The organism is Fulvimarina endophytica (assembly GCF_003403015.1).
Classification (GTDB): domain Bacteria; phylum Pseudomonadota; class Alphaproteobacteria; order Rhizobiales; family Rhizobiaceae; genus Fulvimarina; species Fulvimarina endophytica.
Map to the genome: position 1 here is coordinate 69,507 of NZ_QURL01000008.1, position 26,664 is coordinate 96,170.

The following is a 26,664-nucleotide window of genomic DNA, read 5'->3' on the forward strand; positions in this document are numbered from 1 at the left end:
CCATGACCATGGTCGAGATCCATCGCGGCTCCTCGCCGGTCGTTCTTGCCTTTCCCCATACGGGAACGGAGGTTCCGGAGGACATCGCGGCCCGTCTGAACGATGAAGGCCGTGTGCTTCGCGATACGGACTGGCACATCCACCGCCTCTATGACGGGCTTCTGAAGGACGCGACCACGGTGCGCGCGACCTTCCATCGCTACTGCATCGACGCCAATCGCGATCCGTCGGGTGAGAGCCTTTATCCCGGCCAGAACACGACCGGGCTCGTGCCGGTAACGACCTTCGACGATGTGCCGATCTGGCGTGACGGTTCGGAGCCGAGCGAAGACGACATCGCCGAGCGCGTGGAACGCTTCCACCGGCCCTATCACGAGGCGCTGCGGGCCGAGATCGAGCGAGTGCGCGGGGCGCATGGTATCGCCATTCTCTACGACTGCCATTCGATCCGCTCGCAGATCCCCCATCTCTTCGAGGGCGTGCTGCCGGATTTTAACATCGGCACGGATAACGGGCGGACCTGCGATCCGGCGATCGAGCGGGCCGTAGCCGAGACCTGCGCCGGTGCTGACGGCTATACCAGCGTCCTCAACGGTCGCTTCCGGGGCGGCTGGACGACGCGCCATTACGGCGAGCCGGGCACCGGCGTCCACGCCATCCAGATGGAGCTGGCGCAGGTCACGCATCTGGCGCGCGAGACCCCGCCCTTCGACCTCGATCCCGTCCGCACGGAGCGCCTGCGGCCCGTTCTGAAAACGCTCCTCAGCCAAATCGAAGCGCTCGCACCTTCCCTTTCAGAGGCCCCCCGATGACCAATCCCCGCCACAACATCCGCGACGTCCGCAGCCCGAGGGGCACCGAGATTTCGGCCAAGAGCTGGCTCACCGAAGCCCCGCTGCGCATGCTCATGAACAATCTCGATGCCGAAGTCGCCGAGAACCCCCATGAGCTGGTCGTCTATGGCGGCATCGGCCGGGCGGCGCGCACCTGGGACGATTTCGACCGCATCGCCGCCAGCCTGCGCACCCTCGACGAGGACGAGACGCTGCTCGTCCAGTCCGGCAAGCCGGTCGGCGTCTTCCGCACCCACAAGGACGCGCCGCGCGTCATCATCGCCAACTCCAACCTCGTGCCCCACTGGGCGACCTGGGACCATTTCAACGAGCTGGATAAGAAGGGCCTGGCCATGTACGGCCAGATGACCGCCGGTTCCTGGATCTATATCGGCACGCAGGGCATCGTGCAGGGCACCTACGAGACCTTCGTCGAGGCCGGGCGCCAGCATTACGGCGGCAATCTGAAGGGCAAATGGGTGCTGACCGGCGGGCTCGGCGGCATGGGCGGGGCCCAGCCGCTCGCCGCCGTCATGGCCGGCGCCTCCTGCCTTGCCATCGAGTGCAACCCGGATTCCATCGATTTCCGCCTGCGCACCCGCTATGTCGACGAGAAGGCCGAGACGCTGGACGAGGCCATGGCGATGATCGAGGCCTGGACGAAGGCCGGCGAGGCGAAATCCGTCGGTCTTCTCGGCAATGCCGCCGAGATCCTGCCCGAGATGGTCCGGCGCGGCATCCGCCCCGATATCGTCACCGACCAGACCTCCGCCCACGACCCGATCAACGGCTATCTGCCGGCCGGCTGGACCATGGGCGAGTGGCGCGCGAAGCGCGAAAGCGACCCGAAGGCGGTCGAGAAGGCGGCACGCGCCTCCATGCGCACCCATGTGGAAGCGATGCTGGCCTTCCACGAACAGGGCGTTCCGACGCTGGATTACGGCAACAATATCCGCCAGGTGGCGAAAGACGAGGGGCTGGAAAACGCGTTCGACTTTCCGGGCTTCGTGCCGGCCTATATCCGGCCGCTCTTCTGCCGGGGCGTCGGGCCGTTCCGCTGGGCCGCGCTCTCCGGCGATCCGGAGGATATCTACAAGACCGACGCCAAGGTGAAGGAACTCCTGCCGGACAATCACCACCTCCACCGCTGGCTCGACATGGCGCGGGAGCGGATCAGCTTCCAGGGCCTGCCGGCGCGCATCTGCTGGGTGGGTCTCGGCGATCGTCACAGGCTTGGCCTCGCCTTCAACGAGATGGTCGCCTCGGGCGAACTCAAGGCGCCGGTCGTCATCGGCCGCGATCACCTCGATTCCGGCTCGGTCGCCTCGCCCAATCGCGAGACCGAGGCGATGAAGGACGGCTCGGACGCCGTCTCCGACTGGCCGCTCCTCAACGCGCTTCTCAACACCGCATCGGGCGCGACATGGGTCTCGCTCCACCATGGCGGCGGCGTCGGCATGGGCTTCTCCCAGCATTCGGGCATGGTGATCTGCGCCGATGGCAGCGAGGATGCGGCGCGCCGGCTGGAGCGTGTTCTCTGGAACGATCCGGCGACCGGCGTCATGCGCCACGCGGATGCCGGCTATGACGAGGCCCTCGACTGCGCCCGCGAACAGGGCCTGCGCCTGCCTGCGATCCTCGGCAACTGAGGCGGCGCCGTGCGCATCTTAAGAGCCGGTGACCACAGGCGCATGGCCTGGAAGAACGGCGGCGGCGAGACCATCGAGATCGCCGTCCATCCTGCGGGCGCCGGCCTCGACGGTTTCGACTGGCGCATCTCCATGGCGCGGGTCGAGAGCGACGGGCCGTTTTCGGCCTTTCCCGGGGTGGACCGGACGCTCGCGATCCTCGAAGGCGAGGGGATGGAACTCGACATCGACGGGTTCGGACGGCACCGGCTGACGCCCGAGACCGCGCCCTTCACCTTTCCCGCCGATGCGGCGACTGAGGCTTCGCTCCTGGGCGGCCCGATCACCGACCTCAACGTGATGGCACGGCGCGGGACGGCGAAGCATCGTGTGAGCCGGATCGACATCTCCTCGGAGACATCGGTCCGCCCGTGCGCCGAATGGACCATTCTCATCCCGCTCGGCCCCGTCGCCTCTAAGGCCGGGGAGGGATCATCGGCAATGCTCGGCCCGAGGGATGCGCTTCTCCTCGAGCGGGGCGATCCGTCCATCCTCCTGCGGACGGATATGCCGCAGACGGCCTTTCTCATCGAAATCGATCCGTGCGAGGAGGCTTCGGGCACGCCCTGAGGCCCGGCACCTCGCAAGCGGGCCCGACATTCGGGGCGATGCCGCCCCTTTCGGGACATCATCTGGAGAGACGACCCCATGGCCCGTTCCGATCTTCCCGAGGGCTTCATCGAACGTCTGAAGTCACTTGTCGGCGAGCGCAATGTGCGGACGGGAGACGAGGTGCGCGCCATGGATCCGGGCTGGGACCCGGCCAATCTCGGCGCCGGCGTTCTCGCGCGGCCCGGCGATACCGAGGACCTTGCGGCCGTGGTGCGTCTTTGCCGGGAGGCCGGCGTCTCGATCGTCACCCATGGCGGCCTGACCGGGCTCGTGGGCGGGGCGATCTCGGCCGAAGGGCAGGTCATCCTCTCGACCGCGCGGCTCGACGCGATCGAGCGCCTCGACCCTGTCGAGCGGACCGTCGTCGCCGGTGCCGGCGTCACCCTGCAGGCGCTGCAGGAGGCCGCCGCGCCCCACGGCCTCGACGTCGGCATCGATCTGCCCTCGCGCGGCACGGCGACCCTCGGCGGCATGGCCTCCACCAATGCCGGCGGGGTCATGGCCTTCCGCAACGGCGTCATGCGCCATCGCGTCCTCGGCCTCGAAGCCGTCCTGCCGGATGGCACGATCTTCAACGACCTGACACGCGTCGTGAAGACCTCGGCGGGCTACGACCTCAAGCATCTTCTCGTCGGCGCGGAAGGCACGCTCGGCGCGATCACCCGCCTTGCACTGAAGCTCGATCCGATGCCCCATGCGCGGGCGAGCGCGCTCCTCTCGCTGCCGAGCGTGGACGCGGTTCTCGACACGATCAATATCGCGATCGGAATGCCGGGGGTCGATCTGCGTGCGGCCGAAGCGATGTGGCGTCCGTTCCTGACGCTGACCTCCAAGGCTCTGGGATGGGCCGACCCGGCCATCGATCTTAAGGCGCCGGTCTTCCTGCTCCTGACGATCGGCGGGGCCGAACATGGCGATCTCCAGAACGGGCTCGAAACCCTGTTCGAGGCGGTTCTCGACCGTCATCCCGATGTGGGCGGGCTGATCGCTGGCTCCTCGCTTCAGGAGGAAGAGATCTGGCGCCTGCGCGAGGACACCGATCTCGTCTACCGCGCCTTTCCCGCAGCGCCCTCCTTCGACATCTCCCTGCCTCAGTCGGAGATCCCGGCCTATCTCCTGCGGCTGGAGGAGGATCTGGCGGCGATCGATCCGACGCTCGAGCCGCTGATCTTCGGCCATCTCGCCGACGGCAATCTCCATATCATCCTCAACAGACCGGGTTCGCTCGATCCGGATCTGCGGAAGCGGATCGAGGCCGCGATCTACCGGGACATCGCCTCGCGCGGCGGCTCGTTCTCCGCAGAACACGGCGTCGGCTCCAAGCGGATCGGCGCGCTCCGGGCGACCTCGGATGCGCGCAAGCTCGATCTCATGGGACAGATCAAGGCCGTTCTCGATCCCAGCAACCTGTTCAATCCGGGCAAGCTCTTCGCCGAACCCCCGTCCAGCTGATCCGCCCGGCTCGCCCCACCGGCCCGGCGGGGCGATCTGGACGATGACATGGTTTCGATCCACGCCTCCGCGAGGGAGGCGACCCTCGGCCCCGCGCTGCTCCATCGACTGGAGCGCTCGCTTGTTTCGATCCACACCTCCGCGAGGGAGGCGACCTTTCGGTCTGGCTCATGACCGCCGGAGCGTTGACGTTTCGATCCACACCTCCGCGAGGGAGGCGACCCGTGCAGGCGGGCCAGCGCTATTACGACACCCCCGTTTCGATCCACGCCTCCGCGAGGGAGGCGACCGGCAGCCCCTCACCGTTTACGACCGCACCATGGGACGTTTCGATCCACGCCTCCGCGAGGGAGGCGACGGTCCATTCTGTAAGCGATGACGAACACTGCGAAAACCCGCTGTTCGGTGCGAACCCATCGGTGAGCGCGGCTTATCCTAGGAGGCGCACCTGCTGCGACGGCGAGTTCGGCAATCATTTCAAGGGTTTGGCCGATGTGCGAACGTGTCGGCGTTTTCGGTCACGCTTCGGGTCCGCGTGTGAACGGACCGCGATCGAGGGCGCCGCGGGGCTGGGCTGCGACGATCGCGGGATGGAGGCGAAGAGCGCGCCTAAACGATCAGCGGACCCTTGAGATCCGTCGCGGGTTTGACACCCATATGCTCGATGCGGCGCACACCGCCCAGGCTCGCTAGTCGGCGCGGGATTTCGGGATCGCGAAATGCGGAGCCCTTGCGTCCTCGTCTCACATGCCGGCTGCCATCTCTGCCTCTCGTTCCTGGCGGGTGTTCGCCGTCCGCCGAAACTTCGCTGTTGACATCCAATAAGTTGGCATACCAAAATACAATCATACAAGACGGAGAGCCAAACGCGATGTCGACGAATGCCAGGATCCGCAAGACCTTGCTTCAGGTGGAGACGACCCTCATCGAGGGCGGACGCGAGGCGCCGACGCCCCTGAAGCTCTTCACGGCGGCGGCCGTCGTCGAAAATCCCTGGGCCGGTCAGGGCTTCGTCGAGGATCTGAAGCCCGGCATCACCGCCGTCGCTCCCGAACTCGGCGAGCTTCTCACGGCCATGATCATCGACGCCGTCGGCTCGGGAGAGGCCGTCGAGGGTTACGGGAAGTCGGCGATCGTCGGCTTGTCGGGCGAGGTGGAGCACGCTTCGGCGCTCATTCACACGCTGCGTTTCGGCAACCACTTCCGCACCGCCGTCGGCGCCAAATCCTATCTGTCGTTCTGCAACACCCGTGGGCCCGCGAACGCGCCGCTGATGATCCCGCTGATGGACAAGAACGATGCGGGCCGCCGCTCGCATTATCTCACCATCCAGACTGCGATCCCCGACGCGCCGGCTCATGACGAAATCGTCGTCGCCCTGGGCGCATCGGTCGGCGGACGGCCGCATCACCGGATCGGCGATCGCTATCAGGATCTGAAGGAACTCGGCCACGACGTCGAAAATCCGGCATCCGTCTGAGGATCGGACGAGAGCGGATGCAGATCGTGACCAGCCCCGACGAACTCAAGGTCGATCGCGCGCGAACGCCGCGCGGTGCAGCCTATCACGCGGTGGGGGAGGGCGAGCCTCTGGTTCTCATCCACGGCGTCGGCATGCGTCTCGAGGCCTGGGCTCCGCAGATCGCGGCCTTCTCCGAGAGCCATTGGGTCGTCGCGGTGGACATGCCGGGACACGGAGGCAGCGCACCCTTGAAGACCGGCGCGGACCTGACGGATTTCGTCGCCTGGTTTGCCGATGTCCTCGACGACCTCGGCCTCGACAGGGTCAATGTCGCCGGTCACTCCATGGGCGCATTGATCGCGGGGGGCGCGGCCGCGACGCTGGGCGAGCGGATCGCCCGGGTCGCCCTTCTCAACGGGGTCTATCTGCGCGGCGAGGAGGCCGCCGCAGCGGTTCGGCAGCGCGCCGCCCTCATCGAGGCGGGCGCCGCGATCGATCTCGACGGGCCTCTGCGCCGCTGGTTCGGCGAAGGCAGCGAACATCGGGACTATTACCGCCAGACCCGCCACTGGCTGGAGGGTGTCGACCCGAACGGTTACGCCACCGCCTATTCGGCCTTCGCGAACGGCGATGCGACCTTCGCCGGCGCATGGCCCGGGATACGGTGCCCGGCCCTGTTCCTGACCGGACGGGACGACCAGAATTCCACGCCCTTAATGGCCGAGGCGATGGCGGAGGCTGCGCCGCGCGGCCGGGCCGTGGTGATCGAGGGGCGGCACATGGTGAACCTGACCGCGCCCGGCCGCGTGAATGCCATCATGCGCGAATGGCTGGAGGAGGGAACGGAGCAATGACCGATCCGGTGATCGACGCGCGTGCGCTTCGCGATGCGTTCGGAGCCTTCATCACGGGCGTCACGGTGGTGACGGCCCATCACGCGGACGGACGCCCCCTCGGCTTCACGGCCAATTCGTTCTCGTCCGTCTCCCTCGATCCGCCGCTTCTTTGCGTCTGCCTCGCCAAGACCTCCAGCAATTTCGAAGCGATGACCGAGGCGAGGGGGTTCGCCGTCAACATCCTCTCGGAGGATCAGAAGGCCGTCTCCAACACCTTTGCGAGCCGCGTGCCGGATCGCTTCGCGGATGTCGAATGGGAGGCGGGGCCGCACGGCGCGCCGATCCTTCCCGAATCCGCCGCCTGGTTCGACTGCTCCACCCATCAGATCGTCGATGCCGGCGACCATGTGATGCTTCTTGGGCGTGTCGAAGCCTTCAAGAACAACGGCCATAGCGGTCTGGGCTATGCCCGTGGAAGCTACTTCACCTCGGCCCTCGCCAAGCGGGCGGTCGAGGCTGCGGGCAGCGAGGGCGAGACGGTCCTCGGCGCCGTCGTCGAGCGGGCCGGGTCGATCCTTCTTCTGGAGGCTGCGAACGGCAAGCTCGCGCTTCCCACCTGCCGCGCTTCCGGCGACAATCCGATCGAGGGCCTCGTCGCCGAGATCGCGGCGCGGACCGGCCTCACCGCCGAGATCGGTTTCCTCTATTCGGTCTACGAGGAGCGGGGCTCCAACCGGCAGCACATCGTCTACCGCGCGAGCGTTTCCGAGGGTGAGCCGCTAGGCGGCGGCTTCTTCGATCTTTCCGATCTGCCGCTGGAGCGGATCGACCGGCCGCAGAGCGTCGACATCGTCAAGCGGTTCCGCGCCGAGAGCGAACTCGGCCAGTTCGCCATCTATTTCGGCAACGAGACGGACGGGCGCATCCATTCCCTCACGAAGGAGCATCGGCCATGAAACTCTCGCTCTTCGTCCATATGGAGCGTCTCAACGAAGGACAGTCCCAGAAGCAGCTCTACGGGGAGTTTCTGGCGCTCTGCGAGATCGCCGATCGGGCCGGCCTGCACGCCATCTGGACCGGCGAGCATCACGGCATGGATTTCACCATCGCGCCGAACCCGTTCGTGACCATCGCGGACCTCGCCAACCGCTTCAAGAACGTGCGTCTGGGGACGGGGACGGTCGTCGCGCCGTTCTGGCATCCGATCAAGCTCGCCGGCGAAGCGGCGATGACGGATCTGATCACCGGCGGTCGCCTCGATCTCGGAATCGCGCGGGGCGCCTATTCCTACGAATACGAGCGTCTGTCGCCGGGTCTCGATGCCTGGAGCGCCGGCCAGAAGATGCGCGAGGTCATACCGGCCACCCAGAAACTCTGGGCCGGCGATTACGCTCACGAGGGCGAGTTCTGGAGCTTTCCTTCGACGACCTCCGCGCCGCGTCCCGTCCAGCAACCCGGACCGCCGATCTGGGTGGCCGCACGCGATCCCAACAGCCACGACTTCGCCGTCGCCAACGACTGCAATGTGCAGGTCACGCCGCTCTGGCAGGACGACAGCGAAGTGCGCACCCTCATGGATCGCTTCGAGACCGCCTGCGCGGACCATGCGGACAAGCCGCGCCCGAAGATCATGCTCCTGCGCCATACCTATGTGGGCACGGACGAGAGCGATCTCGATCAGGCGGCCGAAGAACTCTCGGTCTACTACAACTACTTCTTCGCCTGGTTCAAGAACGACCGCTCGGTGCGCCAGGGACTGATCGATCCGCCGCTGACCTCCGACGAACTGGCCGCCAATGCGATGATCTCGCCGAAGGCCCTGCGTGCCAACAATGTCGTCGGTGACGCGGACACCGTCATCGAGCGGCTGAAGGCCTACGAAGCGATGGGCTATGACGAATACGCCTTCTGGATCGATACGGGCATGAGCTTCGAGCGCAAGAAGGCCTCCCTCGAACGCTTCGTTCGCGACGTCGCCCCGGCATTCGCGTCATGAGCGAGCTGCCGTCCTTCCAGTCCTATATCGATGGCGTCTTCACCGATGGAGAGGCGGGCTTCGACAGTCTCGATCCCGCAACCGGCAGGGTCTGGGCGAGGATGCCGGAGGCTCGCGAGCGCGATGTCGACGCGGCCGTCTCGGCGGCCGACAGGGCCTTTCACACGGGCCCGTGGCCGAGGATGAACGCCAGCGCGCGGGGCAAGCTCCTGTCGCGGCTCGCCGACCTCGTCGCCGAGAATGCGGCACGCCTTGCCGAGATCGAGACGCGGGATACCGGCAAGATCATCCGCGAAACCTCGGCACAGATCGCCTATGTCGCCGAATATTATCGGTATTATGCGGGCCTTGCGGACAAGATCGAAGGTGCCGTGCTGCCGATCGACAAGCCGGACATGACGGTCTGGGTCAAGCGCGAGCCGCTCGGCGTCGTCGCCGCGATCGTGCCGTGGAACAGCCAGCTCTTCCTTGCCGCCGTCAAGCTCGGCCCGGCCCTTGCGGCCGGCTGCACGGTGGTCCTGAAGGCGTCCGAGGACGGGCCGGCTCCGCTCCTGGAATTTGCCCGGCTGATCGACGAGGCGGGTTTTCCCAAAGGCGTCGTCAACGTCATTACGGGTTTCGGGCCATATTGCGGTGTGGCCCTGACGCGGCATCCGAAGATTGCCCATGTCGCCTTTACCGGCGGCCCCGAGACCGCGCGCCGCGTCGTTGCGAATTCGGCCGAAAATCTCGCCTCCACCTCGCTCGAACTCGGCGGCAAGTCGCCGTTCATCGTGTTCGCCGACGCCGACCTCGACAGCGCCTGCAACGCGCAGGTCGCCGGGATCTTCGCAGCAAGCGGCCAGAGCTGCGTCGCCGGATCGCGGCTTCTCGTGGAGGCTTCGATCAAGGACGAGTTCGTGGAAAGGCTGACGAAAAAGGCCGAGGCCATCGTGACCGGCTCGCCGCTCGAGACCGCAACGGAGCTCGGACCGCTCTGCACGAAGCGCCAGCGCGACCATATCCAGGCGCTCGTCGACAGGGCTTCCGCCTCCGGAGCCCGGATCGTCACCGGCGGCGTCATGGGCGATGGCGAGGGCTGGTACTATCCGCCCACCATCATCGATTGCGACGGTGTCGATTCCCCATCCCTGACCGAAGAATTCTTCGGCCCGGTCCTGTCCGTCGTCTCGTTCGCGAACGAGGCGGAGGCTCTGAGGATCGCCAATGACAGCGCCTTCGGCCTTGCATCGGGCGTCTTCACCAATAATCTGGCGCGTGCACACCGGATGGCGGACGGCCTGCGTGCAGGGGTCGTCTGGCTGAACACCTATCGCGCCGTTTCTCCGATCGCGCCCTTCGGCGGCTACAAGATGTCGGGCCACGGGCGTGAAGGCGGCCTTGCGGCCGCTCTCGACTACACGCGAACGAAGACGGTCTGGCTGCGGACATCCGAAGAGCCCATTCCCGATCCTTTCGTCATGCGTTGAGGCCGTCCCGGGAGGGAGCAGGCCTTACCGCATCGCCAATGAACGATCCAAGACCTTCAATTCGGTGATCAAAGGGAAAACCATCATGAAGATGCTTCTGACGAGCGTTGCCTCGCTTGCCGTCCTCGTTTCCGGCGCGAAGGCGCAGGAATCGATGGTGTTCACCAGCTGGGGCGGCACCACCCAGGATGCCCAGATCGAAGCATGGGCCGAGCCCTTCAGCAGCGAAAGCGGCATCAACGTTCTTCAGGACGGTCCGACGGACTACGGCAAGCTGAAGGCGATGGTCGAGGCCGACGGTGTCAGCTGGGACGTCGTCGATGTCGAGGGCGACTACGCCATTCAGGCCGGCGAGCAGGACCTGCTCGAGCCGCTCGATTTCTCGGTCATCGACAAGACCGATCTCGACGAGCGCTTCGTCACCGATCATTCGGTCGGCAGCTTCTATTATTCCTTCGTCATCGGCTGCAACGAGGGCGCGGTCTCCGAGTGTCCGAAAACCTGGGCCGACCTCTTCGATACGGACAAGTTCCCCGGCAAGCGGACCTTCTACAAGTGGTCCGCGCCGGGCGTGATCGAGGCCGCGCTTCTCGCCGACGGCGTTTCGCCGGACGCGCTCTATCCGCTCGATCTCGATCGCGCCTTCGCAAAGCTCGATACGATCAAGGACGACATCATCTGGTGGTCCGGCGGCGCACAGTCCCAGCAGCTGCTCGCCTCCGCCGAAGCGCCGTTCGGCAGCTTCTGGAACGGGCGCCTTTCTGCCCTTTCCGAGAGCGGCGTGCCTGTCTCGATGTCCTGGGATCAGAACATCACCGCGGCCGACTCCCTGGTCGTTCCGAAGGGCGCGAAGAACAAGGATGCCGCGATGCGGTTCATCGCCTATGCGACATCGCCCGAGGCCCAGGCGAAGATGGCCGAGCTGACCGGCTATGCGCCGATCAACACCAAATCGCCCGAACTGATGGACGAAGACCGCGCCGCGACCCTGCCGGACCGGCAGACCGAAACCCAGGTCAATGCCGATATGGCCTATTGGGCCAAGAACCGCGACGCGATCGCCTCGCGCTGGTACGCCTGGCAGACCGAGTAAGTCTGACCTTCGCCCATCGCAGCGCCGCGGCAGACCCGCGGCGCCCTTCCTCTCGAACGTCCAGCGGGAAACGAGATGTCGAGCCTCACCGAGAGCCGGTCCGTGACGGGCAGGCAAGGCGGACGCCGAATGCCGAGACTCTTCGGTGAGGTCGGCCCTGCGCTTCCGGCGTTCCTGCTCATCGTCTTCTTCTTCGTCGCGCCGGTGGTCGCGCTGCTCCTGCGCAGTGTCCTCGAACCGGTGCCGGGGCTTCAGAACTACGAGACCCTGCTCGGCTCGGCGACCTATATCGGCGTCTTCGCCAACACCTTCATCGTCTCGACCGTCGTCACCGCCGCGGCTCTCGCCATCGGTTTCCCGGTCGCCTGGGCACTCGTCGTCATGCCTATGACCTGGAGCCGGATCGTCTTCGCGATCCTGATCCTGTCCATGTGGACCAATCTCCTGGCGCGCACCTATGCCTGGATGGTTCTGCTGCAGCGCACCGGACTGATCAACAAGATGCTGATGGCCGTCGGCCTCACCGACGAGCCGCTGACGCTCGTGAACAATCTCACCGGCGTGACGATCGGCATGACCTATATCATGCTGCCCTTCGTCATCCTGCCGCTCTACGGCGTGATCTCCAATATCGACAAGGCGGTTCTGAGAGCCGCGGCCCTGTGCGGCGCCAATCGCTGGCAGGCGCTGACCCGTGTTCTTCTGCCGCTCGCCGCACCGGGCATGGCTGCCGGAGGGCTCATGGTCTTCGTCATGTCCCTCGGCTATTTCGTCACGCCGGCTCTTCTCGGGGGCACGTCGAACATGATGCTCGCCGAACTGATCGCGCAGCTCGTCCAGTCCCTGACCGACTGGGGTCTCGGAAGCGCGGCGGCCTTCGTCCTCCTCCTGTCGACCCTCGTTCTCTACGGTTTGATGCTCAAGTTTTTCGGAACGTCCCGGCTCGGAGGGCAGTAGGCATGCTTCTCGACTTCGATCGCCTCGGCTGGTGGCGCTGGGCACTGGGCGGCTTCACGGCAGCGGTCGCCGCGTTCCTCCTCCTGCCCATCGTCTTCATCGCCGCTCTCTCTTTCGGCTCGTCCCAATGGCTGATCTTCCCGCCGCCCTCGTGGACGACCCGATGGTATAGCGAGCTCTTCGCCGACCAGCGTTGGCTCGATGCGGCCCTCAACAGCCTGAAGATCGGTCTCGTCGTCACCGTTCTCTCGGTCGTCATCGGCCTTGCTGCGTCCTTCGCTCTCGTGCGCGGCAGGTTTCGCGGCCGCGAAACGCTGAAGGCGCTGTTCCTGACGCCGATGATCCTTCCCGTCGTGGTTCTCGCGGTGGCTCTCTATGCGTTCTTTCTCAGGCTCGGCATCAACGGCACGATGACGGGCTTCGTCATCGCCCATCTTCTCGTCGCCCTGCCGTTCTCCATCCTCGCTCTCACCACCGCGCTCGAAGGCTTCGACAAGTCGATCGAGGACGCGGCGATCCTGTGCGGCGCCTCTCCCTTCGAGGCGAAGATGCGCGTGACCCTGCCGGGCATTTCGGCAGGTCTCTTCTCGGCTGCGATCTTCTCGTTCCTCACCTCCTGGGACGAGGTCGTCCTTGCGATCTTTATGGCGAGCCCAACCCTGCAGACGCTTCCCGTCCGCATCTGGTCGACGCTGAGGCAGGACCTCACACCCGTGGTCGCCAGCGTCTCGACGCTCCTCGTCCTCGTGACGATCGTCCTGATGCTGCTCGTCGCTCTCATTCGCAAAGGACTGTCGAAGCCATGACCGTTCCCTTTCTCAAGATCGACGGCATCCGCAAGGAATACGGGCCGGTCGTCGCGGTGGAGGACGTCAATCTCACCATCGAGCGCGGCGAACTCGTCACCTTTCTGGGACCGTCCGGCTCCGGCAAGAGCACGACCCTCTACATCCTTGCCGGCTTCGAGAAGCCGACCCTCGGGGACATCCGCCTGAACGGACAGACACTCCTGTCGACCCCGTCCCACCAGCGCAATATCGGCATGGTGTTCCAGCGCTATACGCTGTTTCCCCATCTCTCGGTCGGCGACAACATCGCCTTTCCCCTGAAGGTCAGGCGCAAGTCGAAAGCGGACGTGACCGAGCGCGTACGCGAGATGCTGAAACTCGTGCGGCTGGAGGGCTACGAGGATCGCAAGCCCGCCATGATGTCCGGAGGCCAGCAGCAGCGCGTCGCCTTGGCGCGCGCGCTCGCCTACGATCCGCCCATCCTCCTCATGGACGAACCGCTGTCGGCCCTCGACAAGAAGCTCCGCGACGAGCTTCAGCACGAGATCCGCCGCATCCATCACGAGACGGATGTGACGATCCTCTACGTGACCCACGATCAGGAAGAGGCTTTGCGGCTTTCCGACCGAATCGCGGTCTTCTCGAAGGGGCGGATCGACCAGGTGGGAACGGGACCCGAACTCTATGCCGATCCGGCGACCCGCTTCGTCGCCGAATTCGTGGGGGACAGCGACTTCCTCTCCTGCAGGGTGACCCATTCGCAAGGCGGGCGCGCCAATGTGGTTCTGGGTGGTGATTTCGCAGTCGAGGGGGTGCCTCTCCACGACGAACGCGGAACGCCGGGCGAGGGCGCTCTCCTGCTTCGCCCCGAGCGGATCGATCTCTCGAGGAGCGAGCCGACCGGCTGGCGCGGTCTTCCCGTGCGCGTCGACGATGTCACGTTTCTCGGCAGCAATGTCCATGTCATCGCGCAAACCGGTTGGGGCGAGACCGTTTCAGTCCGCCTTCCGTTCGGTCACGAGCATATCTCGGGTCTGTCGCGAGGCGACGAGGCCTGGCTCCGCTTCGATCCGAACGAGGCGCATGTCTTCGTCTGAGCCCCCTTGCCTGTGCGTGCTGCGATGCGCGGGCGGAGCCGGGACTATAATATGGAAGCCAGGCATATCTATGCGTCGCCGGCATCGCCCGCATCGCGTATGGAGCGTGGTCGAAGCGAGGACGGTGCCGTCGAAGACGGCTCGGGTCCCTGTGACAGCAATCGAAAGGGAACCCAATGGCCACGACGATCAAGGAGGCTGACCTCGGCATTCGCGTGGACAGGCCGACCAAGACCCTCAGGGAACTGACGCTCGAAAAGATGCGGGAGGCGATCCTCACCTCGCATTTCAAGCCCGGCGAGCGCCTCGTGGAGCGCGATCTCTGCGCCCAGCTCGGCGTCAGCCGGACCATCGTCCGCGAGGTTCTTCGGCATCTCGAATCCGAAGGTCTGGTCGCGAGCCTTCCCAATCGCGGTCCCATCGTCGCGGAGACGACGGCCGAGGACGCCTGGCAGATCTACAGCATTCGGGCAGCGCTCGAATCCATGGCGGCGGAGGCCTGCGCCGAACTCGCCCCGGAGGACGCCATCGAGGACATGGGAGAGGCGCTGCTGGCGATCGAGAAGGCCTATGAGGCCAAGAGCCCGCCGGCGGTGCTGGAGGCGACGAAGACCTTCTACGAGATCATGTTCCATGCGGCGGGCCAGGCCATGGCCTGGTCGATCGTCTCCTCGCTGATGCTGCGCATCAATCGCCTTCGCTCCCTGACCATCGCGGATCGGGCGCGTGACAAGGACGGCCCGCGCGAGATGCGCGCGATCCTCGATGCCATCGCATCGCGAGATCCGGCGAAGGCGGGACTTGCGGCACGCCATCACGTCGAGCAGGCCTCATCCATCGCACGCCGGATCATCGCGCCGCCCAGACAGTCCTGAAAGGTCGCCGGGACCCCGCCGCCACGGGCCCGACCTCAAGGTCCGATCGGCGTCAGCGCGCCGCTTACGAGGATCGTCCCTTCCTGTTGCGGAAGGCGTCGCAGGATTCGGGCATCATGGCGCCGCCATATCCGTTGTCGTTCAGCCAATCGAGTGCACTGAGAATTCCCTTCGCCGCCTCGTGGCTTGTGCCGGTTTCGGCGACGAGGCTCTGATAATAGGCGACGTCCTTGCGGGCATTGGCGTTCGAGAAGCGCATGGCGGAGACGTCCTGCGACAGGATGTAGGGACCGATCCTGTCGAGCGCCGCGCCGTAGCCGCCGCCGCGCTTGAGGCAGTCCACGAGAACCTCCGGCGCGATTCCGGTCTCCGCCGCGCAGGCCGCCGCTTCCGCAACGACGACCGCCGTTCCGAGCGATACGTAGTTGTGAAGCAGCTTCAGCGTCTGTCCCGCCCCGATCGGGCCGGCATGGAAGCGGTTCTCCGAGAACGCCTCGAGGATCGGCGTCAGATCCCTCACGACGTCCGCATCCCCTCCGATCAGGAGATTGAGCCGTCCCGCCTCGGCTTCGGCCGGCGTGCGGGTCATCGCGGCATCGACGAAGCGGCAACCGGCGGCCTCGACATGCCCGGCAACGGTCCGGGTCTCGCTCGGAATTCCGGTCGAGCAGTCGACGACGACGGTTCCGGGCTTCAGCCGACGAACGAGCTCGTCGTCGCCGAGAAGGATCGTCCTGATTTCCCGGCTCCCGGTGACGCACAGGATCAGGACGTCGATCTTCGCAACGAGGCTCGCGGCATCGCTCTCCCGGCGGGCCCCGACGCTATCGAGATCCTCCGTGGGCTGGTTTCCGGCATGATCGAGATAATGGAGCGGCCAGCCTTTCGCGACGAGGTTGGCGGCGATGCCGTGCCCCATCATCCCGACGCCGATCATTCCGACGGTTCGCTTGGTCATCTGGTTCCTTTTCCGCGAAAGCGTGTCAGTTCAGTGCCGAGAGGATCGCCCTCGTCATCCCGCTGCAACGCGCCGAGCCGCCGAGATCTGCCGGCACATGGTCGCCGGCGCCCAGAACGGCTTCCACGGCGCGTTCGATGCGAGCGGCGTCGCCCGCAAGGCTCTCGTCATCGTGGCGGTCCGAGAGCCAGCGCAGCATCATGACGGCCGACAGAACGGCCGCGACGGGGCTCGCCGCGTCCTGGCCGGCGATATCGGGCGCGGAGCCGTGCGCGCCCTGGAAGAGGCCGTGGCGGTCGCCGATCTCACCCGAGGGCGAGATGCCCATTCCTCCAACGGTCGCCGCGCCCAGATCGGAAATGATGTCGCCGAACATGTTTTCCGCGACGATCACGTCGTAGAAGTCCGGTCTCTTCACGAGATGGACGGTCATTGCGTCGGCATAGGCGTAATCGATGTCGATATCGGCGAAATCGGATTTCACCTCGTCGCAGATCGAACGGAAGAAGGCGTAGCTCCGCAGGATGTTGGCCTTGTCGCAGACGGTGACGCGGCGCTTGCCGTCGCGCAGCGCACCCTTGCGCTTTCTGGAGAGATCGAAGGCGAAGCGCGCCACCCGCTCCGTGCCCTTGCGCGTGACGACGAGGCTGTCGGAGGCGACTTCGCCGCGAAGGAGGACGCCGGCCCCGCGACTGGCGTAGAGCCCCTCGGTGTTTTCGCGGACGATGACATAGTCGATGCCGCCACCCTCGAAGGCGCGGAGCGGCGAGGTCACGCCTTTCAGGAGCTTGATCGGACGGACATTGGCATAAAGGTCGAGATCGAAGCGCAGCTTCAGATGAAGCTCGTTGCCGACCTCGGTGCCGTCCGGATAGACGATGCCGGGTAGGCCTGCCGCGCCATGCAGGATCGCATCGCATTCGCGGCAGAGCTTGGCCGTCTCTGCGGGAAGGACGTCGCCCGTCTTCTGGTAGTGCCCGGCGCCACCATCGGCCATCACGAAATAGAACTTCGCCTCACCGCAGGCCTCCTTGACGATCTCCATCGCCGACCGGGCGACTTCCGGCCCGATGCCGTCGCCTTCGATCGTGGCGATCCGGTAGGTGGCTGGTCTGGCATGGGGCATCGATGGAATCCGGGTTCTCGCTCGGGGGGTGGGGGGACGATCAGGTGAATAGGTCGCGGAAGAAGAGGGATATCTGCGGCACGTAGGTGATCAGGAGAAGCATCGAGAGGATGACGCAGAAGGGCACGATAAGCGGCACGAACATGCGCTGCACCGGTATTCGTGCGACCTGCGCGGCGGCGAAGAGGTTGACGCCCAGCGGCGGCGTGATCATGCCGAGCGCGAGATTGATGACGATGACCATGCCGAAATGCACGGGATCGATGCCGTAGCCGATGGCGATCGGGGCGAGGATCGGCCCGAGGACGAGGATCGCCGCCGAGGTTTCGACGAACATCCCGACAAGGAGAAGAAGGATATTCACGAACAGGAGGAAGCTCATCGGCGATTCGAAGAAGCCCTTGGCCCAGGACCCCACCACGCCCGGCAGGCCCGACAGCGCGACGAGGAAGGAGAACAGGCCGGCCGTCGCGATGATCAGCATGATCGCGACCGTCGAGATCGTGGCTGCACGGAAGATGCGTGGCAGATCGGCGATCGACATCTCGCGATAGACGAAGAGACCGATGACGAGCGCATAGACCACGGAGACGGCCGCCGCCTCGGTCGGCGTGAAGATGCCGCCATAGATGCCGCCGAGGATGATGACCGGAAGCATCAGGGCCCAGAATGCGTCGAGAAAGCTCTTCAGAACCGGTTCGCTGTCGTCCCCGTCGGATTTCCCGATGCCTTTGATCCGGCACCAGACCTGCGTCATGACGACGAGCGCGGTCGCGATCAGGAGGCCCGGCCCGATGCCGGCCATGAAGAGCTGGGTGATCGAGGTTTCCGTCGCCACGCCATAGATGATGAGCGGCACCGAGGGAGGGATGATGACGCCGAGTTCGGCGGAACTCGCCTGGATCGTCGCGGCCATCGGGACGGGGTAGTTGTGCCGCGCCATCGCCGGCACGAGGATCGCGCCGATGGCGAAGGTGGTCGCGACCGACGAGCCGGAAATCGAGGCGAAGATCATGCAGGTGACGACGCAGGTCGCGCCGAGGCCACCCTGGACGCCGCCGACGAGCGACTTCGCGAAGTTGACGAGCCGTCGCGAGACGCCGCCCGAGGTCATCAGGTTTCCGGCCAGGATGAAGAACGGAACCGCCAGGAGAGGGAAGCTGTCGAGGGAGGTGAAGATCTTCTGGGGGATGACGAGGAGCGGCAGCGGCGAGAAGAAGCTGACGCCGACGATCGCCGCAAGGCCGATCGCGACCCCGACCGGAACGGAAAGAACGAAGAAGACGATCAGCGCGGTGACGAGAGCGGCGTTCATCCGGCGCGCTCCGCACCGGTCTCGGCCTCGTCGCGCACGTCTTCGATCGGCCTCAGATATTCGAGGACGACACCCGGCAGCGCCAGGATCGCGCCGACCGGCAAGGCTGCGTAGAACCAGGAGATCGGAACACCCAGCATCGCGACCTGCTGGGACGAGACGCGGATCGCCATGGCCGTCCCGAACCAGATCAGAACACCGAGAAACACGAGATTGAGGAGCATGACCGCGAAGATGACGACGCGCTGCAGGGGCGCGGGCAGCACGCTTCGCACGAATTCCAGCGGGATCATCGCGCTCAGGCGGAACCCGGCGCCGGCGCCGAGAAACACCATCCAGATGACGACGCCGCGCGCCAGAACCTCCGACCAGGCGGAGGCGTCACCGAGCACGAACCGGGTCACCACCTGCCAGAAGACGAGCAGCGCCGCGACGGCGAGGAGCGAGGCCGCGAGATTGTGGGTCGTCGAGATCATCCGCTCGGCGATAGTCAGGAAGCCGTTCCGCATCGGCGGCACCTTCGATGTTGAGAACTAGGGCGATGGTCAGAAGAAGGGCGGTGGTCGAAACAAGGGACGGTTGGAAAGGCGAGGGCGGACCCGGCCTATCCGAGGACGAGGATCATGCGCGTGCCGGAAATCCCGGCGCTCGATCGCGGCAGGCGCCGGGCGTTCGCTTCGGCAAGGCTCCGATCTCGATCGATCGGGGCCTTGCCGCGTTGGGATCACTTCTGCGCGTCGCGGATCCGCTGGATCATCTCTTCGCCGTATTCGGCTCCGTAGCGCTCGTAGGTCGGCTGGACCGCATCCTGGAACGCCTGCTTGTCGACGTCCTCGATCACCTCCATGCCGTGCTCCTTCATGAGCGCGACACCATTGGCCTCGTCCTCGTCGACCTTCGCGCGGGTTGCCGAGACGGCCGCCTTCGTGGCCTCCTCGATCCAGCCCTTCTCCTCGTCGGAGAGCTGGTCCCACTGGATCTTGGACATGGTGATGACGGCCGGCGAATAGACGTGACCCGTCAGCGTCACATATTTCTGCATGTCCCACATATTGTTGGACGTGATGATCGGAACCGGGTTTTCCTGCCCGTCGATCGTGCCCTGCTGAAGCGAGGTGAGGACCTCCGTCCAGCTCATCGGCGTCGGCGAGGCCCCGAGCTCCTGGAACGCGTCGATGTGGACCTGGTTCTCCATCGTCCGCAGCTTGAGGCCCTGGACGTCCTCGGGCGTCCTGATCGGCTTCACCGAATTCGTGATGTGACGGAAGCCGTTCTCCGACCAGCCGAGGCCGATGATTCCCTTGTCCTCGAACTTGACGAGCAGTTCCTTGCCGATCTCCCCGTCGAGGATCGTTCGAGCGCTGTCGTAGTCCTTGAAGAGGAAGGGAAAGTCGAGGGCATAGATCTCCGGCACGAAGGAGCCGACGGGGCCGGTCGACGTCATCGCAAGATCGATCGTACCGATCTGCTCGCCTTCCAGAAGTTCGCGCTCGCCGCCGAGCGAGCCGCCCGCCATGACGTTGATCGTGAACTCGCCGTTCGAAAGCTCGTTCATCTTCTCGGCGAATGCCTTCGCGCCCAGGCCGTAGTGACCCTCCGGCGGCGTCACGATCGCGAAATTCATCTCCTTGGCGGAGAGGGCGGATGCCGAAAGGGCAGTCGTTGCAAAAAGCGCGCCGACGATCAGGCTCTTCAATGTCATGTGGTTTCCTCCCAGAAATTCAGATCCTCGACGGCCGATGGCGAGGGCGGCGGATTGTGCGAGCTCTCCCTGATCGCGCGATCCGATCGAACAATTAAGACGCATTTACATCCGATATCCGATACGATATTCGTAATTGGTAATTTGGAGGCGGTCAACGGCGGGTGGAGTGATCGATCAAGGCATGTCTCGAAACCGGGCCGATGGCTGGACCGATGCGTCCCCGGACGACCGCATCGAACAGCGTCCCGGCCTCGGGGACGAGGTCCACGAGCGTCTGGTCGGTGATCTGGTCTCCCTGAGGCTGCCGCCGGGAGAGCGGCTGTCGGTCGACGGTCTCGCCCGCCGCTTCGGCGTGTCGCAGACGCCTATTCGCGGGGCGCTGATCCGTCTCGAAACCGAGGGGCTGGTCGTCAAGAAGCACAATCTGGGCTTCTTCGTCGCGCCGCTGCCGACCGTCGAACGGCTGGAGCAGGTTTTCGAGATGCGCGCGCTGATCGAGCCGGACGCCGCACGGAAGGCCGCGCGTCTGGCGTCGCCCTCGCAGTTGTCCGACCTCAAATCGATCGCGGACGAGATGCAGCGCCTTCTTGCCGAGGACACCGGGCAGAACTCCACGGCCCTCGTAATGCTGGACAGCCGCTTCCACACCCTGATCGCCTCGGCCTGCGGGAATGCCCTGCTTCTGGAGATGTTGGCCAAGCTCTTCACCCAGTTGCACATCTTCCGGGTCCGCATTCACTCCGGCATCGTGGAGGACGTCATCGCCGAACATGTGACGATCCTCGAGGCCATCGCGGCAAGGGACGAGGCCCGGGCCTCGGCGATGATGAAGGCGCATATCGATGCCGCGCGCGACCGGATCGAGCCCCATGTGCGCGGCGCGCTGTGAGGCCGCGGGAAAAGCAGAGCAGAAACCCGAAGCCGTGACGCGGTCATGGCGGCGGATCGAAGAGGGACGGCGCAGGTCTTGAAGGCGCGCCGCTCGGGAGGAAGACAGTGACGATACATTTCGGTTTCGAGCGCACGAAGCTCTTCATCGGCGGACAGTGGCAGGACGGCGCCAAGGGCGAGACGATCGACGTGGAGGACCCGTCCACCGGAGAACGGATCGGCCGGATCGCACGGGGCACGGCAGCCGATGTCGATGCGGCGGTGTCTGCCGCGGAAGCAGCCCTTGCCGGCGACTGGGGACGAAAGACCGCCACCGAACGGGGGCGGATCCTCGCCCGGCTCGGCACCCTCGTGGAGGCGAATGCCGAACGGCTCGCGGAACTCGAGTCCCGGGATGTGGGCAAGCCGCTCGATCAGGCCCGCAACGATGCGAAGGCCCTTGCCCGCTATTTCGAGTTCTATGGGGCCTCGGCCGACAAGGTGACCGGCGAGACGATCCCCTATCAGGCGGGGACCACCGTGATGACGCTTCGCGAGCCGCACGGCGTCACGGCGCACATCATTCCGTGGAACTATCCGATGCAGATCCTCGGGCGCTCGGTGGGTGCGGCACTCGCCATGGGCAATGCCTGCGTTCTGAAACCGGCCGAGGACGCGTCGCTCTCGGCCCTCGCGATTGCCGAACTGAGCCTCGAAGCCGGGCTCCCGGCCGGAGCGCTCAACATCGTCACCGGCTACGGCCACGATGTCGGCTCTGCCCTGTCCGGTCATGCCCGCGTCCACCACGTCTCGTTCACGGGCTCCGTCGGGACCGGCCAGCGCATCCAGGAGGCGGCGTCCGCCAACGTCGTTCCGGTGACGCTCGAACTCGGCGGCAAGTCCCCGCATATCGTGTTCGACGACTGCGATCTCGAAGCGGCGCTTACGACCCTCGTCGGAGCCTGCATCCAGGCGGCCGGCCAGACCTGTTCGGCGGCCTCGCGCGTTCTCGTCCAGCGCGGCATCTACGACGAGGTGAAGCGCCGCATGGCCGAGATCTACAGCGGGCTCGTCGCAGGACCGGCAAGGGACTGCCATGCGCTTGGACCACTGGTTTCGGCCAGACAGAAGACGCTCGTGACGGCGTTCATCGAGGAGGGCCGGCGGGATCTCGCCATCGCCGCCGAGGGAACGATCGCGGAGGGCGCCCCGTCCGGCGGCCACTATGTCGCGCCCATTCTCTTTGCCGATGTCGCGCCGGATCACCGTCTTGCCCGGGAGGAGATCTTCGGCCCCGTTCAGGTGCTGATCCCGTTCGAGGACGAGGCGGAAGCCGTTCGCATTGCGAACGGCACCGAATACGGACTCGTCGCCGGCGTCTGGACCGAGAACGGCGCCCGTCAGATGCGGATCGCCCGGGCGCTCCATTGCGGCCAGGTCTTCATCAACAATTACGGGGCCGGCGGCGGGGTCGAGCTGCCCTTCGGCGGCGTCGGCAAATCCGGGCACGGACGGGAGAAGGGCTTCGAGGCACTCTACGGGTTTTCCCGATTGAAGACCGTCTCGATCAAGCACGGCTGACGCAACGAGGACGATCGAGATCCCCGGCGGCACCCATTCGAGGGGGTGCATCCGATCGCAGATACACGAACGGGAGTAGGGCGATGAAACTGGCTCTGATCGGAGCGGGCGGGAAGATGGGGATGCGGCTTGCCCGCAATCTGCGAAACTCCGCCTACGACACGGCTTATGTCGAGGTCTCGGAGGCGGGGCGCGACCGTCTGAAATCGGCCTTCGGTGCCGACTGCGTGGCGCTGGACGACGCGCTCGAAGGGGCCGGCGCGGTGGTGCTGGCCGTTCCCGACACCGCGATCGGCACGGTCGCGTCCGGCATCGTCGACCGGTTGGATCCCGGAACCATCGTGGTGATCCTCGATGCGGCCGCGCCTTACGCAGGTCACCTGCCGAAGCGCGAGGACATCACCTATTTCGTCACCCATCCCTGCCATCCGCCGATCTTTTCGACCGAAGCGGATGCGGCGGCGCTTGCCGACCGCTTCGGCGGGATCGCGGCGAAGCAGTCGATCGTCAATGCCCTGATGCAGGGCCCGGAAGAGCATTACGGGACCGGCGAGGAGATCGCGAAGACGATCTGGGCGCCGATCCTCAGATCGCACCGCGTGACGGTCGATCAGATGGCCTTGCTCGAGCCCGGACTTTCCGAAACGGTCTGCGCCACCCTGCTTCTAGCGATGCGGCAGGCCATGGACGAGGTCGTGCGACGCGGGGTCGACAAAACGGCCGCCCGCGATTTCCTCGTCGGACATCTGAACATCCTCGCCGCGGTGACGTTCGACGAGGTGGACGGGGTCTTTTCCTACGCTTGCAACAAGGCCATCGAGAACGGCATGCCGATGCTGATGAAAGACGACTGGCTGCGCGTCTTCGAGCCGGAGGAGATCTCCGAGAGCATTCGCCGGATCACGTAAGGCGATCAAATCGGAGGAGCGGATCCAAGCTTTTGCGCGACGGCGCGAGAATTGAGTCTGCTCATCCACGAACCGGCGATACACGACGCAATCCATGAAGCCTGGCGCTATCCACGACGGATTCCCGGTCGCGTCCAGAGCATGATGGCGAGGCGTCGCATGCATGATTGCGGCATGGGGACGCCTATGCGATGATCGCCGCTGCAGACTGAGGAGAGATACGGGGATTGCGGTGTGAAGGCTGAAGGTCGATCCGACCAAGGCATTCCGACCGTGAGGGTAAGCGTGCTCCTGGGGATCCTCGAACCCCTCGACATCGACACGCCGAAATTGCGAGCTCTGCTGAAACGAAATTCGATCTCTCCCTCGCAACTGGACGATCCCTATTCGAGGATCCCGCTCGGCCGGTTCGTGTCGCTGTTCGAGGACTTGGCGATCGTGCTCGACCGGCCCTTTCTGGGAGCCGAAGTCGGAAACAGGTATCAGGCGGCGGATATGGGGCCGATCGGGATCCTCTTCTCGATCTCATCCTCGCTGCGTATCGGGTTCGAGCGCTTCTCACGCTATCTGTCGGCCTTCGCGACATCCACGGATATCAGCCTCATCCCCGAGGGGGATGACCTTCTATGGACCTATCGCATCGGCGATCCGGCCATCTGGCCGCGACGACAGGATGCCGAATACGCGATATCGGCGACCTGCCAGATGATCCGAGACTATCTGGGCGAAAGCTGGCGGCCCGTGGCGGTGCATTTCGAACATGCCGAACCGCCCGATGCTCAGTCCCTCGGCAGACTGTTCAAGGCACCGATGCGTTTCGCCCAGCCGACCAACGCCGTCGTCTTCCGACAGGACCAGGCCGATCGCGTCACGCGCCGCGAGGACAGGGCCATGGTCGCGGTTCTGGAACGCCATATCCGTGATCTCATGGCGACCGCTTCCGATCACCACAGTGTCAGCGACAGCGTGCGGTCCTACATCGCCATGTATATCGGCCACGCCTCGGTGACACTGCCCGCAATCGCCGACGCCCTCGGCATTCCGGCGCGGACACTTCAGCGCCAGCTGACGCGCGAAGGCACCAGCATCCGAGCGCTGGTCCGCGAAGAGCGCGAACGGCTCGCATTGCGGCTTCTGCACGAGGGCAATCCTCAGCTGTCCACTTTGGCCGACACTCTCGGTTACAGCGCACCCACCGCCTTCTCTCGCGCCTTCAAGACCTGGACCGGCCGGCGACCCAAGCGCGGCTGACGCCGAAACGCCGCGTGAACTTGGCGCAAAATGTCTGTTTTTTGGCGCCAGGCGTCATTTTTTTCCTGCCTGCGGAAACGTATCGTTTTCGTGTCATTTGAAACGACTTGCGACCGGAACGACGTTGAGAAGGAGGATTCTCGATGACGTGGGTCTTGAGGATCGAGAAGTGGACCGTGGAGGGTCGCTCTGATCGATTGGACGACCGGAATGGCGACGGCGCACGAGCCCGCCCACCGGCCCAGACTCTCAATGACGTGGTGCCGCCCTGGCGCTGACCCGACAAGGGGCCGGGCGGTCACAAGCAGCTTCAAGCGTTTCTGAAGCCTCTGGAGGGGGGAGGATGCTCTATGAGCAGTGAAAACACGCATCTTGCGAAGACCTTGAGATGGACGGACGCCTTCGCCTTGTCGATGGCCGTCTCGGGCTCGATCTTCGCCTCGTTCGGCTTCGCACTGGGGGCCCTCGGGCCGATCGGCGCGATGCTCATCTGGGTCGGATCGGCCGCGATCGGCGCGATCCAGAACTGGATCTTCCTGGAAGTCAGCGCGATGTATCCCGACAGACCCGGCGGCATCGCGATGATCGCGACCGAGGGCTGGAGGCGGCGGCTTCCCCTTGTCGGGCCCATCGCCTCGTTCGGCTACTGGCTGGGCTGGTCGGCCGTCTTGTCCATCGTGGGCGTCAGCGCGGGCGCGCTGATCCAGGCCCAGTGGTTCCCCGACCAGAACTGGAGCTTTCGACTCGGCTCCGTCGATATCGGGCTCGCCCAGCTGATCGGCGTCGGCCTCATCCTTTTGTTCTGGCAGTTCAACCGGCTCGGCGTGCAGATGGCTGCATCCATTTCCAAATATATGGGCGCCTTGCTGCTGGTACCGGTGCTGGTCCTGGCCTTCGGCCCGCTCTACAGCCCCGCCTGGAGCTTCGAGAATTTCCAGGCGGCCTGGCAGAACGGCACGGCGCTTGGATGGGCCGACGGGCGCATCGCGCTGACCTGGCTGTTCCTGATCGCCTGGAGCGCCTACGGCACCGAGATGTGCGCCGCCTTCGGCCCCGAATACCGCAGCCGCCGCGACATGCGCCTGGCGCTGATCACCTCGGGGCTGTTCACGCTGGCGGTCTTTGCCGGGGTCGCCTTCAGCCTTGGCGGGCTGGTGACGGCCGAGGCAGCCGCCGCCGATCCCAACGGCTTCTTCATCGACGCCTTCAACCTGCTTCTGGGCGAACGGTTCAGCGGCTTCTTCGTGGCGACCCTGCTGGTCTGCCTGTTCATGGGGCTGAACGCCTCGCTGGCGGACGGATCGCGCGCGCTTTACGGCATGGCGCTGGACGGACTGACGATCCGGCAGCTGGGCACGCTGAACAAGTATCAGGTGCCGGGCCGCTGCATGACTGTGGCCGTCGTCATCAACATCGCCATGATCTTCCTCCTCTCCTCGCCGCTGGCGATCCTCGTGACGGCCAATATCGGCTATGTCGCCTCGATCTTCTTCGCCTTGACCGGCTTTCTGTGGCTGCGCAAGGACGCGGCCCATGTCGAGCGGCCGGTCCGGCTTGGCCGTGGCTGGGTGCCGCTGGCCTTTGCGTTGAGCCTGCTGACGGGCCTCATCGTGCTCGTCGGCGTCGCCTCGACCGAACTGGTCGGCTACGGCGGCACCAAGGAGGTTCTGATGGGCGTCGGCATCCTTCTGTTCTCGCTCGTCCTCTACGGCCTGCGCGGCCTTCAGGACCGCGCGACGCCCAAGGCGCCCGCCCCGCAATCGTAACGCGCAACCGACGCAACATCCAAATT

The 26,664-nt window shown here is 65.3% G+C and carries 24 protein-coding genes and 1 CRISPR repeat array; of the genes, 19 read left to right on the top strand and 5 right to left on the bottom strand.

The window, feature by feature from the left end; all coding sequences use genetic code 11:
* Positions 1-2: 2 nt before the first annotated feature.
* From hutG to DYI37_RS17075, 14 genes are all read left to right on the top strand, one after another.
* A complete protein-coding gene (hutG, locus tag DYI37_RS17010) occupies positions 3-812 on the top strand; it encodes an N-formylglutamate deformylase (protein ID WP_116684475.1) in 810 nt (269 codons plus the stop codon).
* Positions 809-2,482 (top strand): urocanate hydratase, encoded by a 1,674-nt coding sequence (hutU, locus tag DYI37_RS17015; protein WP_116684476.1) that lies wholly within the window; start codon positions 809-811, stop codon positions 2,480-2,482. Before hutG ends, hutU begins: the two co-directional genes overlap by 4 nt.
* A gap of 9 nt (positions 2,483-2,491) precedes the next feature.
* Entirely contained in the window at positions 2,492-3,091 is a 600-nt protein-coding gene (locus DYI37_RS17020) for a HutD/Ves family protein (RefSeq protein WP_116684477.1), read from the top strand.
* Positions 3,092-3,169: 78 nt separating this feature from the next.
* Entirely contained in the window at positions 3,170-4,585 is a 1,416-nt protein-coding gene (locus DYI37_RS17025) for an FAD-binding oxidoreductase (protein ID WP_116684478.1), read from the top strand.
* 50 nt (positions 4,586-4,635) lie between these two features.
* A CRISPR array of direct repeats spans positions 4,636-4,943; the repeat unit is 33 nt; unit sequence CGTTTCGATCCACGCCTCCGCGAGGGAGGCGAC.
* 513 nt (positions 4,944-5,456) lie between these two features.
* Positions 5,457-6,065: an amino acid synthesis family protein gene (locus tag DYI37_RS17030; RefSeq protein ID WP_116684479.1), complete on the top strand. Its 609-nt coding sequence runs from the start codon at positions 5,457-5,459 to the stop codon at positions 6,063-6,065.
* 17 nt (positions 6,066-6,082) lie between these two features.
* Complete coding sequence (locus DYI37_RS17035) at positions 6,083-6,901, top strand: alpha/beta fold hydrolase (protein ID WP_116684480.1); 819 nt, start codon at positions 6,083-6,085, stop codon at positions 6,899-6,901.
* Entirely contained in the window at positions 6,898-7,839 is a 942-nt protein-coding gene (locus DYI37_RS17040) for a flavin reductase (protein WP_116684481.1), read from the top strand. Before DYI37_RS17035 ends, DYI37_RS17040 begins: the two co-directional genes overlap by 4 nt.
* Positions 7,836-8,879, top strand: a complete 1,044-nt coding sequence (locus DYI37_RS17045) for an LLM class flavin-dependent oxidoreductase (protein WP_116684482.1) — start codon at positions 7,836-7,838, stop codon at positions 8,877-8,879. The genes DYI37_RS17040 and DYI37_RS17045 overlap by 4 nt, the downstream gene beginning before the upstream one ends.
* A gap of 5 nt (positions 8,880-8,884) precedes the next feature.
* Entirely contained in the window at positions 8,885-10,348 is a 1,464-nt protein-coding gene (locus tag DYI37_RS17050) for an aldehyde dehydrogenase (RefSeq protein WP_116684557.1), read from the top strand.
* 154 nt (positions 10,349-10,502) lie between these two features.
* Positions 10,503-11,441, top strand: coding sequence for an ABC transporter substrate-binding protein (locus DYI37_RS17055; protein WP_245413980.1), 939 nt, complete (start codon positions 10,503-10,505; stop codon positions 11,439-11,441).
* 75 nt (positions 11,442-11,516) lie between these two features.
* Complete coding sequence (locus DYI37_RS17060; RefSeq protein WP_116684484.1) at positions 11,517-12,398, top strand: ABC transporter permease; 882 nt, start codon at positions 11,517-11,519, stop codon at positions 12,396-12,398.
* Between the two features lie 2 nt (positions 12,399-12,400).
* Entirely contained in the window at positions 12,401-13,204 is an 804-nt protein-coding gene (locus tag DYI37_RS17065) for an ABC transporter permease (RefSeq protein ID WP_116684485.1), read from the top strand.
* Positions 13,201-14,283 carry an ABC transporter ATP-binding protein gene (locus DYI37_RS17070; RefSeq protein WP_116684486.1) on the top strand — a complete coding sequence of 361 codons (1,083 nt, stop codon included), beginning with the start codon at positions 13,201-13,203 and terminating at the stop codon, positions 14,281-14,283. Before DYI37_RS17065 ends, DYI37_RS17070 begins: the two co-directional genes overlap by 4 nt.
* Before the next feature lie 176 nt (positions 14,284-14,459).
* Entirely contained in the window at positions 14,460-15,158 is a 699-nt protein-coding gene (locus DYI37_RS17075) for a GntR family transcriptional regulator (RefSeq protein WP_116684487.1), read from the top strand.
* A 64-nt stretch (positions 15,159-15,222) separates the two neighbouring features.
* On the opposite strand, the gene DYI37_RS17080 is transcribed toward DYI37_RS17075, so the two are convergent.
* The 5 genes from DYI37_RS17080 to DYI37_RS17100 form a co-directional block, all read right to left on the bottom strand.
* The gene (locus DYI37_RS17080; protein WP_116684488.1) at positions 15,223-16,116 is read right to left on the bottom strand and encodes an NAD(P)-dependent oxidoreductase; all 894 of its coding nucleotides are present in this window, start codon (positions 16,114-16,116) and stop codon (positions 15,223-15,225) included.
* A gap of 25 nt (positions 16,117-16,141) precedes the next feature.
* Positions 16,142-17,242: an isocitrate/isopropylmalate dehydrogenase family protein gene (locus DYI37_RS17085; RefSeq protein ID WP_116684489.1), complete on the bottom strand. Its 1,101-nt coding sequence runs from the start codon at positions 17,240-17,242 to the stop codon at positions 16,142-16,144.
* Between the two features lie 40 nt (positions 17,243-17,282).
* Positions 17,283-18,557 carry a TRAP transporter large permease gene (locus DYI37_RS17090; protein ID WP_116684490.1) on the bottom strand — a complete coding sequence of 425 codons (1,275 nt, stop codon included), beginning with the start codon at positions 18,555-18,557 and terminating at the stop codon, positions 17,283-17,285.
* Positions 18,554-19,066, bottom strand: a complete 513-nt coding sequence (locus DYI37_RS17095; RefSeq protein WP_116684491.1) for a TRAP transporter small permease — start codon at positions 19,064-19,066, stop codon at positions 18,554-18,556. The genes DYI37_RS17090 and DYI37_RS17095 overlap by 4 nt, the downstream gene beginning before the upstream one ends.
* Positions 19,067-19,281: 215 nt before the next feature.
* Positions 19,282-20,259, bottom strand: coding sequence for a TRAP transporter substrate-binding protein (locus DYI37_RS17100; RefSeq protein ID WP_116684492.1), 978 nt, complete (start codon positions 20,257-20,259; stop codon positions 19,282-19,284).
* Between the two features lie 184 nt (positions 20,260-20,443).
* On the opposite strand from DYI37_RS17100, the gene DYI37_RS17105 reads away from it, so the two are divergent.
* The 5 genes from DYI37_RS17105 to DYI37_RS17125 all read left to right on the top strand — a co-directional run bounded on the left by DYI37_RS17105 (position 20,444) and on the right by DYI37_RS17125 (position 26,638).
* Positions 20,444-21,151, top strand: coding sequence for a GntR family transcriptional regulator (locus DYI37_RS17105; protein ID WP_116684493.1), 708 nt, complete (start codon positions 20,444-20,446; stop codon positions 21,149-21,151).
* A 107-nt stretch (positions 21,152-21,258) separates the two neighbouring features.
* Positions 21,259-22,713 (top strand): aldehyde dehydrogenase family protein, encoded by a 1,455-nt coding sequence (locus DYI37_RS17110; RefSeq protein WP_116684494.1) that lies wholly within the window; start codon positions 21,259-21,261, stop codon positions 22,711-22,713.
* A gap of 83 nt (positions 22,714-22,796) precedes the next feature.
* Positions 22,797-23,621 carry a phosphogluconate dehydrogenase C-terminal domain-containing protein gene (locus DYI37_RS17115; RefSeq protein ID WP_116684495.1) on the top strand — a complete coding sequence of 275 codons (825 nt, stop codon included), beginning with the start codon at positions 22,797-22,799 and terminating at the stop codon, positions 23,619-23,621.
* A gap of 285 nt (positions 23,622-23,906) precedes the next feature.
* Positions 23,907-24,872 carry an AraC family transcriptional regulator gene (locus DYI37_RS17120; RefSeq protein WP_147307941.1) on the top strand — a complete coding sequence of 322 codons (966 nt, stop codon included), beginning with the start codon at positions 23,907-23,909 and terminating at the stop codon, positions 24,870-24,872.
* Between the two features lie 350 nt (positions 24,873-25,222).
* On the top strand, positions 25,223-26,638 hold the full coding sequence (locus DYI37_RS17125) for an APC family permease (RefSeq protein WP_116684497.1): 1,416 nt from the start codon (positions 25,223-25,225) through the stop codon (positions 26,636-26,638).
* The last annotated feature ends 26 nt before the right edge of the window (positions 26,639-26,664 follow it).